At 51.2% G+C, this 15,309-nt stretch carries 11 protein-coding genes and 2 pseudogenes; 6 read left to right on the top strand and 7 right to left on the bottom strand.

What is annotated here, in order from left to right; all coding sequences use genetic code 11:
* Positions 1-10: 10 nt before the first annotated feature.
* From atpI to asnC, 5 genes are all read right to left on the bottom strand, one after another.
* Positions 11-394, bottom strand: a complete 384-nt coding sequence (gene atpI / locus ACQ86O_RS05415) for a F0F1 ATP synthase subunit I (RefSeq protein ID WP_431224421.1) — start codon at positions 392-394, stop codon at positions 11-13.
* 626 nt (positions 395-1,020) lie between these two features.
* The gene (rsmG, locus tag ACQ86O_RS05420) at positions 1,021-1,677 is read right to left on the bottom strand and encodes a 16S rRNA (guanine(527)-N(7))-methyltransferase RsmG (protein ID WP_431224422.1); all 657 of its coding nucleotides are present in this window, start codon (positions 1,675-1,677) and stop codon (positions 1,021-1,023) included.
* A 102-nt stretch (positions 1,678-1,779) separates the two neighbouring features.
* Positions 1,780-3,669 carry a tRNA uridine-5-carboxymethylaminomethyl(34) synthesis enzyme MnmG gene (gene mnmG, locus ACQ86O_RS05425; RefSeq protein ID WP_431224423.1) on the bottom strand — a complete coding sequence of 630 codons (1,890 nt, stop codon included), beginning with the start codon at positions 3,667-3,669 and terminating at the stop codon, positions 1,780-1,782.
* A gap of 381 nt (positions 3,670-4,050) precedes the next feature.
* Entirely contained in the window at positions 4,051-4,491 is a 441-nt protein-coding gene (gene mioC, locus ACQ86O_RS05430; protein ID WP_431225656.1) for an FMN-binding protein MioC, read from the bottom strand.
* A gap of 182 nt (positions 4,492-4,673) precedes the next feature.
* Entirely contained in the window at positions 4,674-5,135 is a 462-nt protein-coding gene (gene asnC, locus ACQ86O_RS05435; RefSeq protein WP_431224424.1) for a transcriptional regulator AsnC, read from the bottom strand.
* A gap of 155 nt (positions 5,136-5,290) precedes the next feature.
* On the opposite strand from asnC, the gene asnA reads away from it, so the two are divergent.
* Entirely contained in the window at positions 5,291-6,283 is a 993-nt protein-coding gene (gene asnA / locus ACQ86O_RS05440) for an aspartate--ammonia ligase (protein ID WP_431224425.1), read from the top strand.
* Between the two features lie 406 nt (positions 6,284-6,689).
* Positions 6,690-7,070, top strand: coding sequence for a fimbrial protein (locus tag ACQ86O_RS05445; RefSeq protein WP_431224426.1), 381 nt, complete (start codon positions 6,690-6,692; stop codon positions 7,068-7,070).
* Between the two features lie 10 nt (positions 7,071-7,080).
* Here ACQ86O_RS05445 and viaA read toward each other — a convergent pair whose 3' ends face one another.
* Positions 7,081-8,544, bottom strand: coding sequence for an ATPase RavA stimulator ViaA (gene viaA, locus ACQ86O_RS05450; RefSeq protein ID WP_431224427.1), 1,464 nt, complete (start codon positions 8,542-8,544; stop codon positions 7,081-7,083).
* A gap of 2 nt (positions 8,545-8,546) precedes the next feature.
* Entirely contained in the window at positions 8,547-10,055 is a 1,509-nt protein-coding gene (gene ravA / locus ACQ86O_RS05455; protein ID WP_431224428.1) for an ATPase RavA, read from the bottom strand.
* A gap of 309 nt (positions 10,056-10,364) precedes the next feature.
* Here ravA and kup point away from each other — a divergent pair.
* The 4 genes and pseudogenes from kup (at position 10,365) to rbsC (ending at position 15,295) form a co-directional block, all read left to right on the top strand.
* A pseudogene (gene kup / locus ACQ86O_RS05460) lies at positions 10,365-12,232 on the top strand (low affinity potassium transporter Kup).
* A 159-nt stretch (positions 12,233-12,391) separates the two neighbouring features.
* Positions 12,392-12,811 carry a D-ribose pyranase gene (rbsD, locus tag ACQ86O_RS05465; protein ID WP_431224429.1) on the top strand — a complete coding sequence of 140 codons (420 nt, stop codon included), beginning with the start codon at positions 12,392-12,394 and terminating at the stop codon, positions 12,809-12,811.
* 7 nt (positions 12,812-12,818) lie between these two features.
* Positions 12,819-14,323: pseudogene (gene rbsA / locus ACQ86O_RS05470) on the top strand (ribose ABC transporter ATP-binding protein RbsA).
* Positions 14,324-14,329: 6 nt separating this feature from the next.
* A complete protein-coding gene (gene rbsC, locus ACQ86O_RS05475; RefSeq protein ID WP_431224430.1) occupies positions 14,330-15,295 on the top strand; it encodes a ribose ABC transporter permease in 966 nt (321 codons plus the stop codon).
* Positions 15,296-15,309 lie beyond the last annotated feature (14 nt).

Genomic DNA, 15,309 nt, shown 5'->3' on the forward strand with positions numbered 1-15,309 from the left:
ACCCTTTTAGTTAAGTTCGGTAACTGTTAATCACGGCTGGTGCCACTATCTGCACAATCAACACCGCTAAATAGGTCAGGCCAAGCGGTACAAACGCCGCTTTGAACACCCCAAGGGCCACGATCAGCAAAACTATGGTGATCACGACCTTCAGCCCCTCACCAATGGCGAACGACCAGGCAACCCGACCGGGTGCCGGCGTTTGCGCCTGATGACGCAAGGCAAACAGCATAAACATGGCATTCGGTAACCAGGCAGCAAGGCCGCCAGCTAATGCCGAGCCGCTCCACTCCAGGCTTTTCAGGCCGAATGCAGCGCTGATCAAAACAAAAGTCATTAACTGCAGAAACAGCAGCTTGCGTGCAACTTTTCCGCTGTATAGGGACACAGACATGACGTTTGTTCTCTCCCTACCCCAGGGGGTATGCTGAGTGACGTATACAACTGTTTTTGCAACCATGAGTCAAGCAGCAAAAAACGAGCAAATTATACGGGCCACTCCACCGAATTCAATGGATAAGTAGCGAAAAGGTGAACAATTATTTAAATTTCCCCTTTTAGGGCTATTTTCACAAGAAAACGGTCGGAATAATCCATCGCATTTAATTGTCTGACTATTCCATCGTTACGCTATGAAACGTGCAACCGATCACAGTAATGAATATTTCTGATTTATAGCCCAAGTTAACAACCGACGTCTTTAGCTATTTGAGCGGTTAAAAAATTTTATAAATCAAAACATTACAGAGTAACCATTCAAAAACAATACTTATACTCGATAAAAACCTTCTATTGACATTTACACAAGTAATATTGCAACCGAGAATTAACACTAACAGCAAGATTGAATCATTCACATATCATTGCCAACGTGACTATTACCCTGTGCAATTAGTGGCTTGCGATGCCCTTTTTGTTAAAAAAGGTAAACAAACCCCACTGAAGGCTTAATTGATTAGCTTGCTTGGTTTTACCTTCCACGTCTTGCGTTAATTCCTAATTATTTGATTCCGAGCAAACTTAGTTTCGCTTTAGTATCACCAAATGCCGCTCACCTTCCAGTTCCGGTACCTGCAGACGAATCACCGAATCCAGAGATATCCCCTCGGGCAACTGGGCAAGTTCGTCATCCGGGCAAATCCCTTTCAGCGCATAAAAACGCCCCACCGATGGCTTGGGTAGATGGTGACACCAGGCCAACATATCCTGCAACGAGGCAAAAGCACGGCTGATCACGCCATCAAATGGCGGCTCCGCAGGAAACGCTTCGACACGGCTTTGCACCGGGTCGACATTTTTCAGACCCAGCTCATGCTGTACCTGCCGTAAGAAGCGGACGCGCTTGCCCAGGCTGTCTAGCAAAGTGAAATGCGCATCAGGCCGCACGATAGCCAACGGAATGCCCGGTAATCCAGGACCGGTGCCAACATCGATAAAACGTGAACCGGTCAGATGTGGGTTAACCACAATGCTGTCCATGATATGGCGCACCAGCATTTGCTGGGGATCGCGGACAGAGGTGAGATTGTAAGCCTTGTTCCACTTGTCGAGCATGCCGACATAGCCCAGCAGTTGCTGTTTTTGCTGATCGGAAAGGGTAATTCCTGCCACTGAAAGCAGTGAATCCAGTTTTTTTGCACAGCTTGATCCTCTGACTGGCGCGAAACAGTGGGCCACCCCGACGCTGTTCCCTAAGGCAATCTATGATAATTCAGGCAGAATGTGATGTCAGCGGTCATTTGCTCAGGAGATAGGCAAACGACCGCTCAGAATACAGATTTAGGCGCTGCGGCGCAGTAATCCCTGCTTTTTCAGCCAGATCAGCAAAATAGAGATCGCTGCAGGCGTAATACCGGAAATACGTGACGCCTGGCCGATCGAGTTGGGTTTGTGATCGTTAAGTTTGGCGATCACTTCGTTCGATAGTCCAGAAACCTGTCGATAATCGAGATCCAACGGCAGTACGGTGTTTTCGTTGCGCTGCTGTTTATCGATCTCATCTTGCTGACGAGCGATATACCCTTCGTATTTCACCTGGATTTCCACTTGCTCCGCAGCTTCGGTATCAGCCAATGCAGGCGCAAAAGCTTCAACCCTGGTCAACAGGGCGTAATCCATTTCCGGGCGGCGCAGCAGCTCTTCACCATTGGCTTCACGCGATAGCGGCGCTTTCAGCAACAGATTAACCTGCTCGACGTTTTCTGAATGCGGGTGCACCCAGATATCACGTAAGCGCTGGCGTTCCTGCTCGATGTGTTCGAGTTTCTCACAGTAACGCGCCCAACGAATATCATCCACCAACCCGAGTTCACGGCCTTTTTCCGTCAGGCGCAGATCGGCGTTGTCTTCCCGCAGCATCAGGCGATATTCAGCCCTTGAGGTAAACATGCGGTAGGGTTCTTTGGTGCCCAAGGTGCTGAGATCGTCCACCAGCACGCCCAGATAAGCCTGATCGCGGCGAGGTGACCATCCTTCGTCTTCGCTGGCATAGCGCCCAGCGTTCAGCCCGGCTAGCAAGCCTTGCGCAGCAGCTTCTTCATAACCCGTGGTGCCGTTGATCTGACCAGCAAAGAACAGACCCTGAATAAATTTGCTTTCCAGCGTAGGTTTCAGGTCGCGTGGATCGAAGAAATCATATTCGATGGCATAACCAGGCCGAACGATTCGGGCATTTTGCATCCCCTCCATCGAACGAACGATTTGCATCTGTACGTCAAACGGCAGGCTGGTCGAGATACCGTTTGGATAAATTTCGTTGCTGGTTAACCCTTCTGGCTCAAGGAAGATCTGGTGAGCGTTACGATCGGCAAAGCGCATCACTTTGTCTTCGATCGATGGACAATAACGCGGCCCGATCCCTTCGATGATCCCGGCATACATCGGGCTACGATCGAGGTTGTTACGGATCACATCATGGGTTTTTTCATTGGTATGCGTGATGTAGCACGCTACTTGCTGCGGATGCTGGCTCGCGTTACCCAGGAAAGAAAACACCGGGATCGGTGTATCGCCATGCTGCTCAGCCAATACGCTGAAATCGATAGTTCGTGCATCAATGCGCGGTGGTGTACCTGTCTTCAGGCGATTGACGCGCAGCGGTAGTTCTCGCAGACGCTGTGACAAAGAGATCGACGGAGGATCCCCAGCACGGCCACCGCTGTAGTTTTCCAGCCCGATGTGGATCTTGCCATCCAGGAAGGTACCAACGGTCAGTACCACCGCTTTGGCACGGAATTTCAGCCCCATCTGGGTCACAGCACCGACTACGCGATCGTTTTCCACAATCAAGTCTTCGACTGCCTGTTGGAAAATCATCAGGTTTGGCTGATTTTCTAACGCTGTACGGACGGCTTGGCGATACAGGACACGGTCTGCCTGAGCACGGGTAGCCCTGACAGCAGGGCCTTTGCTGGCGTTTAGTATCCTAAACTGGATCCCTGCATGGTCAATAGCCTTGGCCATCAGCCCGCCGAGTGCATCAATTTCCTTAACCAGATGCCCTTTACCAATACCACCGATCGCCGGATTACAGGACATTTGCCCCAGCGTGTCGATATTGTGGGTCAGTAATAAAGTCTGACGCCCCATGCGTGCCGCAGCCATCGCTGCTTCGGTACCTGCATGGCCACCACCGATGATAATGACGTCAAATTGGTCTGGATAAAACATGGAACTGCACCTCGAAGTACTTACGGACGATCGTTATTTGCCCAAGGTTGGGGATTCTACTCAAGTTTAGACGATCGACCAAGCGGTCAGGATCGTAGGTAATTAAAAGAAGATCTTTTTTATTTAAAGATCTCTTTATTAGATCTCTTATTAGGATCGCGATCCTCTGTGGATAAGTGATTATTCCAGATGAAGATCAGTAGATTAACGAGGATCGTTTGCTGTGAGTGATCGGTGATCCTGGACCGTATAAGCTGGGATCTAAATGGCATGTTATGCACAGCATGAAAAGCGTACTGCAGTTGTTATTGGGATAACTACCGGTTTTACCCTGCTTATAAGCTTAGTTATCCACAATCGTTCGCTCAATCTTTAAACGAATCAGAGTAAATTAATCCAGTTTGCGATCCATTCTTCTGCTGGATCCTCTGGAATTTCATGTTTGGTCACGTCGATCTCTAAGCGATCACCGATCCTTTTTGCTCCTCGAGCCAACAAAAGATCGTCGATCTGTTTGATCGCCCCACAGAAGGTATCGTACTCGGAACTGCCTAAACCGACGGCTCCAAACTCTACTTGGGATAAATCAGGCTGCTGTTCGGTTATCTGTTCTAACAGCGGTTGCAGATTATCTGGTAAATCGCCTGCACCATGAGTGGAAGTAACCACCAGCCACCGCCCGGACAGCGTCAGTTCATCCAATTCAGGACCATGCAGCGTTTCAGTTGAGAAACCAGCCTCTTCCAGCTTTTCAGCCAAATGTTCAGCAACGTATTCTGCACTGCCAAGCGTACTGCCACTGATCAGAGTAATGTCTGCCATAAATGATCCCAAGCTTTCTGAAGAGGCAGCATTGTACGCTGTGAATTGATTGGGATCTACCTGTGGATAATAGGGGTATATCCCCATAGCCTTTAAAGCCGCAGCGTTGTGCATAACTCATCCCCCGGCCCCTTACTGAGTAAACTCCGGGGGAGAAGGCAGGGTTCATCAAGAGCGGGGGTCTAGGGCGTAATGGTGCGCATAATCGGGTTCTGCAGCGAGATCAGGGTCTCCGTTGACTGGATCTCGTCGATAGTCTGGATCTTGTTGATAAGCACCTGTTGCAGCGCATCTATCGAACGGCACATTACCTTGATAAATACGCTGTAGTGGCCAGTGGTGTAGTAGGCTTCAACCACTTCTTCCAGGCTCTCGAGTTTTTTCAGCGCCGAAGGGTAATCCTTGGCGCTCTTTAATATGATGCCGATAAAACAACAGACGTCATAACCCAGTTGTTTTGGGTTCACGTCTACCCGAGCACCGATGATGATCCCGGCCTGTTTCATCTTTTCCACCCGCACATGAATGGTGCCAGGGCTGACGGCAAAGTTCTTTGCCAGCTCGGCGTAAGGCGTACGGGCATTTTCCATTAAGGCGTTGAGGATGCCGCGATCGAGATTATCGATCTGATAAATTTCTGCCATTAAATCCCCCTTTAACTGCGGATTATTGAATTTTCACCGCTTAAAAATGAACGATTAAAAGTGAAAAGGCAATATTGATTGATGGATATTGAATTGTGATGCCATTCTGTTGCTTAATCACTGGCAACAAGACAGGTTATTTAAGAGATACGGCAATGAAAAAGCAGTTTATCCAAAAACAACAACAAATCAGCTTCGTAAAATCTTTCTTCTCCCGCCAGCTGGAGCAACAGCTTGGCCTGATCGAAGTTCAGGCACCGATCCTCAGTCGTCTGGGTGACGGCACTCAAGACAACCTTTCCGGCAGCGAGAAGGCCGTTCAGGTAAAAGTAAAAAGCTTGCCAGAGTCAACGTTTGAAGTGGTGCATTCACTGGCCAAATGGAAACGTAAAACGCTTGGTTGCAACGACTTCAGCGCAGGCGAAGGTATTTATACCCACATGAAAGCGCTGCGCCCGGATGAAGATCGCCTGACGCCGATCCATTCGGTGTATGTCGATCAGTGGGATTGGGAACGTGTCATGGGGGATGGCGAACGCAACCAGGCTTACCTGCAAGATACCGTTAAGCGTATTTATGCTTCTATCAAAGAAACAGAAGCTGCAGTGAGTCGTGAATTTGGCCTGGCACCGTTCCTGCCAGAACAGATCCACTTTGTTCACAGCGAAACCCTGTTGCAGCGTTATCCAGATCTGGATGCCAAAGGCCGTGAGCGTGCCATCGCCAAAGAATTGGGTGCGGTATTCCTGATTGGTATCGGTGGCAAGCTGTCACATGGTAAATCGCACGACGTGCGTGCACCTGATTATGATGATTGGACTACGCAGGGTGCCGAAGGGCTGGCGGGTCTGAACGGTGACATCATGGTATGGAACCCCGTGTTGCAGGATGCGTTTGAGCTTTCTTCTATGGGGATCCGTGTCGATGCAGCAGCATTGCAATATCAACTGACGCTGACCGACGATCTGGAACGCCTGAAACTGGAATGGCATCAGTCGCTGTTGCGCGGTGAAATGCCCCAGACGATTGGCGGCGGTATTGGTCAATCACGTTTGGTGATGCTGTTACTGCAACTGTCACATATCGGCCAGGTACAATGTGGCGTATGGGGATCAGAAGTCCGTGAAAGTGTGGATGGGTTGTTGTAATCCTTGGTGATTTGACCCGCTCGAAAGCAAGTTGCAGACGTGAGTGTTCGCCTGCCTTTCCCAGTTGCATCGTTATATCGTGCATCCGGGGCCGGTGGGCTAACCACGGGTGCAACTTTTCGTTAGGGTTTCAGATAAACTATGCATAATTCAAGCACGCTAATTTCTAGTTTGAAATTAAATCTATTTATTCCCTCCTGAAAGGGGATAGGTATAAATCTTATACCTAACTTACCCACTCTTATCACTTTTAATGGGGTAACCAATGTCACTTCCCAGACCTGTACCACGCCTGGCGTGAAAGTTGACCTGGGGGTTTATGAAAAAAGTAGGTATTTTAAAGGTCAGGGCTCAGTTACCGCCTGGAAGGACGCCTCGATTCATTTAACCCATTGCCCTCGGTTCCATGGCTACTATGCCTTTGGTGGTGAAGAAATCACCATCACTGAGGGAGGGGAGCAAAATATCCCCCACAGCAACGGCGAACATCCTGGATTTCTCTATTCAGCCAACTACGGAAATCATTGATAACGCTAATGGTGTGATGGCCGTAAGCTCGGCAGATAACAACTTGGCGGCGACCGGTGTAGGGATACAATTTGGCCGAGGAGTGGTCTCTGGTTCGCCGGTTGCATTCAATTTTGCTGGACCAAATCGCTATATGCCACCGACTGATGACACACCGACGTTTACCATTCCATTAGTTGCAAGATATATACAAACGGCGCCGGATATCACGCCTGGCCGGGCAGATGGCAAAGCTGTATTTACTATCAACGACTATTAGGTCTTGCACACTAGCGCCGCCAGCGGCGCATTAAACGGCTTTTTAACCCGGTATCAAAGCGCCAGATATGATCGAAGATGCGCATGATGCCGGGTTTGCCATAAGCCGACATTGCCACCGCATGAAAACGTTGCTGGTGGCTTTGCTGCTGTTGTTTCACTTTTTTTATTACCTCATCCGGCAACCGTTGGGCAATAAAGTCAGAAATGATCACCGCATCGGCATCAAACCAGCCGCTTTCCGTCATTTTGCTGACCGTAGCATTCAGGCAGGCTGCCAAATCTGTTCCACCACGAAAATGCTGGCCTAAAAACCGGACCGCCTGCTCGATACCGCTGGCTGCAGTCAGCTCATAGTGAACAATCTGGTTGGCAAACAACATGATGTAACAGCGGCGGTTGTCGGCCAGAGCAATGCGCAATAGCGCCAGACAAAAGGCTTTGGCACATTGTTCATTAAAGCCGCCCATTGAACCGGAAGTATCAACACAGACAATAAATGGCCCGCGAGGCTGCTGATCCTGCTGTTGATGGGTAACCTGGCGCATCAGGGTCTGTTCCTGCCAGGCATCCCCTTGCAGGCGATAGGTCAGGAGCCGCTTTTCCAGCAAGCGCCGGTAAAATTCGAATTCCAGTTCTTCAATACCCAGTGCCGCCAGCTCCGGCGGCAAAAGCCGCAGAATATCGTCACTCTGGTGTATCCCGCTGACTTCTTCCGGCTGGATAGCGGGTACCTGTACCATTACCCGGTAAGGTTCTGGCTGCGCGTCTTGTTGCAGTACCGCTTTGGCCTCATAGCTGCGTCCCAATTGCTGTGCCAGCTTTTGTAGTTCCGGCTGTTGTTGCAGGAAGTCACCATATTCCAGCAACCGTTGATAATCACCACGCTGTAGGTGGCCTTTGCTCATATCCCATAATCGGCCTGCTGCGGTGTCGTTTTCTGCCAGCACCGGTTCTAACGCTCCACTTAATGCCAGCCGCTCCTGTAGTTCGGCCATCAATTGTTCACGCTCTTGATCCAGTAACTGATGGTGCAACATGGTGGCCTGTAATGTCAGGCTAATCCGCCAGCGCTGCAGGAACAGGGTCTGGAAGCTGCTATTAATCGGATAATTAGCCAGATCGGCGGCATCCACCAGCTTTTGCGCCTGTTCGTAGAACGGCGAAATCAACTGGCGCAACAGATCGAGCGTATCGTTGAGGTTATGGAAGAACTGAGAAGGGTTTTCTAATTGGCATTGCTGGTAGCGGTAAAATTCTTGCGCCAGTGCCGGGGGCACCATGGCTTGATGAAGGCGTTCCTTTAATTGCAGCTTCCAGCGGGGCAGATCGCGGTTCAACGCCCGGCGTATTGCCGGGAATTTATTGAAAAATACCGCCAGCTGCGGGGTGGCCAACATGCCAATGATCATCTCTTCGATCAGTTCCCCTTCGGCGATCGACAACAGTAAATCGAGCGTTTCAAGGCTGAGCATGCTTATTGGCCGCGCATCTGCTGGTGTTGCTGTTTGATTTGATCGGCAACCTGCAACAGGCTGGCTTCAATCTTTGACAAACCACCTGCGGGAGTGAACAGGCAAGGTTGATGCTGGCTGAATAATCGCCGCTGTTCTGCCTGGCGTTGGCTCAGCGCTTCGATCTCATCCAGCAGTTCCTGTGGCGTACCCCCGGTGGGATTACCCGGCAGGGTAAGCAAGGCAGGTTGGCGGCTGACATCCAGCACGGTCAGGTGCAGTTGCTCGTCAACTTCTAGCTCGATCTGCTGAGCAAAACCGATGCCGTTAAGCTTGGCGCGCACATCGCCGCCTTTTTGCAGCCAGTTTTCCAGCATGCTGTTTTCGATACTCAAGTGGTTAACCTGGATGTCGTGTAACTGCAGCGGTTTTTGCAGCAATAGCGTCAAGGTGGTGCCGCCAAAGGGCTGCGCCAGAGCATATTGTGGTTTGCGGCTGAACATGCCGCCTTTTTTCACCAGTTGGATAGCCTGACGATGGCTTTGCTGCTGTTGATGCTGCATCCAACGGGTATGAGTCTGTTGTAACTGGATCAGCAGGGTTTGTTGCTGGTAAGCCTGCTCGGTCAGCAGTTGGTCCACTTGCTGTTGCAACAGTTTTAACGAAGTCTGATCGTGCCACAGGCAATCTTTCAGCAGCATCAAATCCAGCGGTACAATGCTCTCACGACCACTGAAAAATGCGCAGGCCTGCAGTAACCTTAAGGATTTTTTCCAGCGGCGGTCGGAAACATAAGGTGCCTGTTCCAACGCATCCAGCCGCTGGCGCAGTACGAAGATCAATTCAAAGCAGTTTTCCGGCAGTTTGACCTTATCGATGAGTGGTTGCCACTGGTGGAACTCCTCATCGCTGATGCTCAGCGCCTCAGGCACCGGGTTTTCGCTTTCGCTCTGGCGGCTGACCAGCAGAGAACGGAAGTTCTGTTTATCCTGCACCTTATCCAGCCATAGGCGGATAAGCATCCGGTCATACAGCGCTTCAAGACTGCTGTCGGCGTCAGGTAATTCATTCGAGGCGGTGACCAGCAGGCGCAGCGGGATAGGTTCCTCACTGTTGCCGTTGCGAAAGCGACGTTCGTTGATCGCGGTCAGCAGGGTATTGAGGATTGCCGGACCCGCTTTCCAGATTTCATCAAGAAAAACGATCTCTGCTTCAGGTAGATAACCGGCGGTTAAACGCTGGTAGCGGCCTTCATCTTTCAGGGCCTGGATAGATAGCGGGCCAAACACCTCTTCCGGAGTGGAAAAGCGCGTCATCAGGTATTCAAATGAACGGGCATTGCGGAAGGCAAATTTCAACCGGCGCGCTATCAGGCTTTTAGCGATGCCCGGCGGGCCGAGCAGGAAAACGCTTTCGCCGCACAGTGCTGCCAGCAAACAAAGCCTGATAGCTTCTTGCCGTTCATAGAGGCCGCTCTCCAGCGCACTGCTGAGGCGGGAAATCCGTTCTGCCAGAAGTGAAGATGACGCCATAAAATAGTCCGCGTTGTCCGTGGGTTAGCGCCTGTTAATCAGGCTGTCAGGCAATCTTGCTGGAGAATCTAATGATAAACCACCATTATTTTTACCAGTATAGCTTGTTGATTAGTAAAAATTTTCTATTATCAAAAGGGGTGCTGGTTCACATTTTGTTTATTTTTCGGGGCAGATATAAGAGTAGGCAAGTACCATAATTGGTGCATACTGAGCGCCCTTAAGAAGGCGTAACGGCACTTAGAGCCCGTATCTTTAGCCTGATGCGGATACATCGGCTGCCGGATGATCCAGCAAAAGAAATAAATTATGAGCACAGAACATAAACAGTCATTGTCAGCGGTTACGCTGGCGGCCATTGGGGTCGTTTACGGTGATATTGGTACCAGCCCGCTTTACACCTTAAGAGAGTGCTTTTCGGGTCATTATGGGTTTGATGTTCGCCCTGATGTGGTGTTTGGCTTCCTCTCTCTGATCTTCTGGATGCTGATTGTCATCGTTTCCCTAAAGTATCTCACCTATGTCATGCGTGCAGATAACGCCGGTGAAGGGGGATACTGACATTGATGTCATTGGCTGGGCGCAATACGTCGCCGCGCACGACCTCATTACTGGTGATCCTCGGCCTGATTGGCGGCAGCTTCTTTTATGGTGAGGTGGTTATCACCCCGGCGATATCGGTCATGTCGGCGATAGAAGGGCTGGAAATCGCGGCGCCGTCGTTGGATACCTATATTGTTCCTTTGTCTATTCTGGTTCTGACCTTACTGTTTGCTATCCAAAAGCACGGTACCGGCAGCGTGGGTAAACTTTTTGCCCCGGTGATGCTGTTGTGGTTTATCGTTTTGGCGGTACTAGGTGCGCGCAGCATCATCGCCAACCCGGAAGTATTACAGGCGTTGAACCCTAAATGGGCATTCAACTTCTTTGTCGAATATAAGAAGGTGTCGTTCTTCGCCCTGGGCGCGGTGGTGCTTTCTATTACCGGTGTGGAAGCCCTGTATGCGGATATGGGCCATTTTGGTAAATTCCCGATCCGCCTGGCCTGGTTCACCGTGGTGCTGCCTTCGCTGGTGCTCAACTACTTCGGGCAGGGGGCCTTGTTGCTGAAAAATCCAGAGGCGATCAAAAACCCGTTCTTCCTGTTGGCACCCGATTGGGCACTGATCCCGCTGTTGATACTGGCCACATTGGCGACGGTTATCGCCTCGCAGGCGGTGATCTCCGGCGTCTTTTCTTTAACCCGTCAGGCCGTGCGTCTGGGGTACTTGTCGCCGATGCGTATCATTCATACCTCGGAAATGGAATCTGGCCAGATCTATATCCCAATGATTAACTGGACGCTGTACATCGCGGTGGTGCTGGTGATTGTTGGCTTCGAACACTCCAGCAATCTGGCAGCGGCTTACGGTATAGCGGTTACCGGCACCATGGTATTGACCAGTATTCTTATCACTTCGGTAGCAATTAAAAACTGGCAATGGAACCGCTTCCTGGCGGTAGGTATCTTGGTTATCCTGCTGATTATTGATCTGCCGATGTTCTCGGCCAACGCCTTGAAATTGTTCTCTGGTGGTTGGTTGCCGCTGACGCTGGCATTGGTCATGTTTATCATTATGACTACCTGGAAGAGCGAACGTTTCCGCCTGCTGCGCCGGATGCACGAGCACGGTAATTCCCTTGAGGCATTGATTGCCTCGCTGGAAAAATCGCCGCCGGTTCGCGTGCCTGGCACTGCGGTGTTTATGTCGCGGGCTATTAATGTGATCCCGTTTGCGCTGTTACATAACCTCAAGCACAACAAGGTGTTGCATGAGCGGGTAGTGTTGCTGACCTTACGTACCGAAGATGCTCCCTATGTGCATAATGTTCGCCGGGTAACTATCGAACAATTGTCGCCGACCTTCTGGCGCGTGGTGGCCAGTTATGGTTGGCGAGAAACGCCAAACGTCGAGGAAGTCTTCCACCGTTGTGGTCTGGAAGGATTACCTTGCCGGATGATGGAAACTTCGTTCTTTATGTCCCATGAATCGCTGATCCTCACCAAACGGCCATGGTATCTGTTCCTGCGCGGCAAACTGTTTATCGCGCTGAGCCGCAACGCACTGCGTGCTCCGGATCAGTTTGAGATCCCGCCAAACCGTGTGATCGAACTGGGAACCCAGGTCGAGATATAAATTAAGGGCTCAGCATTGGCTGAGCCTTTTTTTATCCCGTTGTTGAACGCGAGCGAAACGTTTCGATGGCGATCACATTTTCGTTATTTCGCAGTTGCCTTCCTCCGGTGTTTTTTAAACTCCTTAATGAGCGAAACGTTTCGCTGTCGGAGTAAAATCATGAAAAAAGGCGTACTACTGAATTCTGAAGTTTCCGCAGTTGTTTCCCGCCTCGGTCATACCGATCAGATCACTATTGGTGATGCGGGGCTGCCCATCCCGGCGGGTACGCAGCGCATCGATCTGGCTTTGACTCAAGGAGTGCCGACGTTTTTACAAGTGGTCGGGGTGGTGACGCAGGAAATGCAGGTAGAAAGCGCTATTCTGGCACAAGAGATTGTTAAACATAATCCGCCACTCCATGAAGCGTTGCTGGCTCAACTGACACAACTTGGCCAACTCCAGGGAAACACCATCAGCATAAGCTATATCAGCCACAGCGCTTTTAAAGCGCAAACTGAACAAAGCCGGTGCGTTATCCGCAGTGGAGAATGTTCGCCTTACGCGAATGTGATCCTGTGCGCCGGCGTAACTTTCTGAGGCATTTATGCAACCTTTACTGCAACTGAAAGGGATCGATAAAGCCTTTCCCGGCGTTAAGGCGCTTTCTGGCGCCGCCCTAAGCGTTTATCCCGGCAGGGTGATGGCGCTGGTGGGGGAAAACGGCGCCGGGAAGTCCACCATGATGAAAGTGCTGACCGGCATTTACAACAAAGACGCTGGCAGCCAGTATTTTCTGGGTAAAGAAGTCCTTTTCAACGGGCCGAAAGACTCGCAGGAAGCCGGCATCGGCATCATCCACCAGGAACTGAACCTGATCCCGCAACTGACCATTGCCGAAAACATCTTTCTTGGCCGTGAGTTTGTTAACCGTTTTGGCCGAATTGATTGGAAACGCATGTATGCCGAAGCGGATAAACTGCTGGCACGCCTGAACCTGCGTTACAGCAGCCACCGGCTGGTGGGAGAATTATCGATCGGCGATCAGCAAATGGTGGAAATCGCCAAGGTGCTGAGTTTTGAATCCAAAGTCATCATTATGGATGAACCGACGGACGCGCTGACTGATACCGAAACTGCCTCGCTGTTTAAAGTGATTAACGAGCTGAAAGCCGAAGGCCGTGGCATCGTTTATATCTCCCATCGCCTGAAGGAAATCTTTGAAATCTGCGACGACGTTACGGTGTTCCGTGACGGGCAGTTTATTGCTGAACGCCCGGTTGCCGAGCTACAGGAAGATACGCTGATTGAAATGATGGTAGGCCGCAAGCTGGAAGAGCAGTATCCGCGCTTGAACCTGCCGCGGGGTGAGCAGCGCCTGCAGGTCAGCCATGTTTCTGGCCCTGGCGTGAATGACGTCAGTTTCACTTTGTATCGCGGTGAGATTTTGGGGGTTGCTGGCCTGATGGGGGCTGGCCGCACCGAGTTAATGAAAATTCTGTACGGTGCCGCGCCATGTAAAAGCGGCACTGTGAACCTCGATGGTCACGACGTCGTGACGCGTTCTCCCCAGGACGGTTTGGCACATGGCATCGTTTATATCTCTGAAGACCGTAAGCGCGATGGCCTGGTGCTGGGGATGTCGGTGAAGGAAAACATGTCTCTGACCGCTCTGCGCTACTTCAGCCGTGCCGGTGGCAGCCTGAAACATGCGGATGAACAGGTAGCCGTGAGCGATTTTATTCGCCTGTTCAACATCAAAACGCCTTCGATGGAGCAGCCTATCGGCCTGCTGTCCGGGGGAATCAGCAGAAAGTGGCTATCGCCCGTGGCTTGATGACCCGGCCAAAGGTGTTGATCCTCGATGAACCGACACGCGGTGTCGACGTGGGGGCAAAGAAAGAGATCTATCAGTTAATCAACCAGTTCAAACAGGAAGGGCTGAGCATCATTCTGGTGTCTTCGGAGATGCCGGAGGTGCTGGGGATGAGTGACCGCATTCTGGTGATGCACGAAGGCCACCTCAGCGGTGAATTCCCGATTGAACAGGCCACCCAGGAAGTGCTGATGGCAGCGGCCGTCGGCAAGCAATACGGCGTAAAGCAGGAGTAATCAGATATGAGTTCACAGAGTGTCGCAAAGCGCTGGTTCAGTAAAGAGTGGCTGTTGGAGCAGAAATCGCTGATTGCGCTGCTGGTGCTGATTGCCGTGGTCTCTTCAATGAGCCCGAATTTCTTTACCGTCAATAACCTGTTCAATATTCTGCAGCAAACGTCGGTGAACGCCATTATGGCGGTTGGCATGACGTTAGTTATCCTCACCTCCGGCATCGATCTGTCCGTGGGATCGTTACTGGCGCTGACCGGAGCGGTAGCCGCTTCCATTGTGGGTTTTGAAGTCAATGCGGTGGTAGCCGTAGCGGCAGCGTTGGCATTGGGGGCTGCGGTGGGGGCCTGCACCGGGGTTATCGTTGCCAAAGGCAAAGTTCAGGCGTTTATCGCCACGCTGGTGATGATGCTGTTATTGCGTGGTGTGACCATGGTGTACACCAACGGTAGCCCAATTAATACCGGCTTTACCGACGTTGCCGACACGTTCGGCTGGTTCGGCATCGGCCGCCCGCTGGGGGTGCCGACCCCGATCTGGATTATGGCGATCGTGTTTATCGCCGCCTGGTATATGCTGCATCACACCCGTCTTGGCCGCTATATCTATGCTTTAGGTGGCAACGAATCTGCGACCCGGCTTTCCGGTATCAGCGTCGATAAAGTTAAAATCATCGTTTACTCCCTGTGTGGCCTGTTAGCGGCATTGGCGGGGGTTATCGAAGTAGCGCGCCTGTCCTCGGCACAACCCACTGCCGGTACGGGTTATGAGCTGGATGCTATTGCCGCGGTTGTTCTGGGCGGTACCAGCCTGGCTGGCGGTAAAGGGCGTATCGTTGGTACATTGATCGGGGCGCTGATCCTTGGCTTCCTGAATAATGGTTTGAATTTACTGGGTGTTTCTTCCTACTACCAAATGATCGTGAAAGCAGCCGTTATTCTGCTGGCGGTTCTGGTAGACAACAAAAGCAACAAATAACCTTTCCCCTACAG

The organism is Serratia sp. L9 (assembly GCF_050632285.1).
Lineage (GTDB): Bacteria > Pseudomonadota > Gammaproteobacteria > Enterobacterales > Enterobacteriaceae > Chania.

Coding starts and splice junctions, on each gene's coding strand:
- atpI (WP_431224421.1), bottom strand. CDS start 394: ATGTCTGTGTCCCTATACAGCGGAAAAGTTGCACGCAAGCTGCTGTTT.
- mnmG (WP_431224423.1), bottom strand. CDS start 3,669: ATGTTTTATCCAGACCAATTTGACGTCATTATCATCGGTGGTGGCCAT.
- mioC (WP_431225656.1), bottom strand. CDS start 4,491: ATGGCAGACATTACTCTGATCAGTGGCAGTACGCTTGGCAGTGCAGAA.
- asnC (WP_431224424.1), bottom strand. CDS start 5,135: ATGGCAGAAATTTATCAGATCGATAATCTCGATCGCGGCATCCTCAAC.
- asnA (WP_431224425.1), top strand. CDS start 5,291: ATGAAAAAGCAGTTTATCCAAAAACAACAACAAATCAGCTTCGTAAAA.
- ACQ86O_RS05445 (WP_431224426.1), top strand. CDS start 6,690: ATGGCTACTATGCCTTTGGTGGTGAAGAAATCACCATCACTGAGGGAG.
- viaA (WP_431224427.1), bottom strand. CDS start 8,544: ATGCTCAGCCTTGAAACGCTCGATTTACTGTTGTCGATCGCCGAAGGG.
- ravA (WP_431224428.1), bottom strand. CDS start 10,055: ATGGCGTCATCTTCACTTCTGGCAGAACGGATTTCCCGCCTCAGCAGT.
- rbsD (WP_431224429.1), top strand. CDS start 12,392: ATGAAAAAAGGCGTACTACTGAATTCTGAAGTTTCCGCAGTTGTTTCC.
- rbsC (WP_431224430.1), top strand. CDS start 14,330: ATGAGTTCACAGAGTGTCGCAAAGCGCTGGTTCAGTAAAGAGTGGCTG.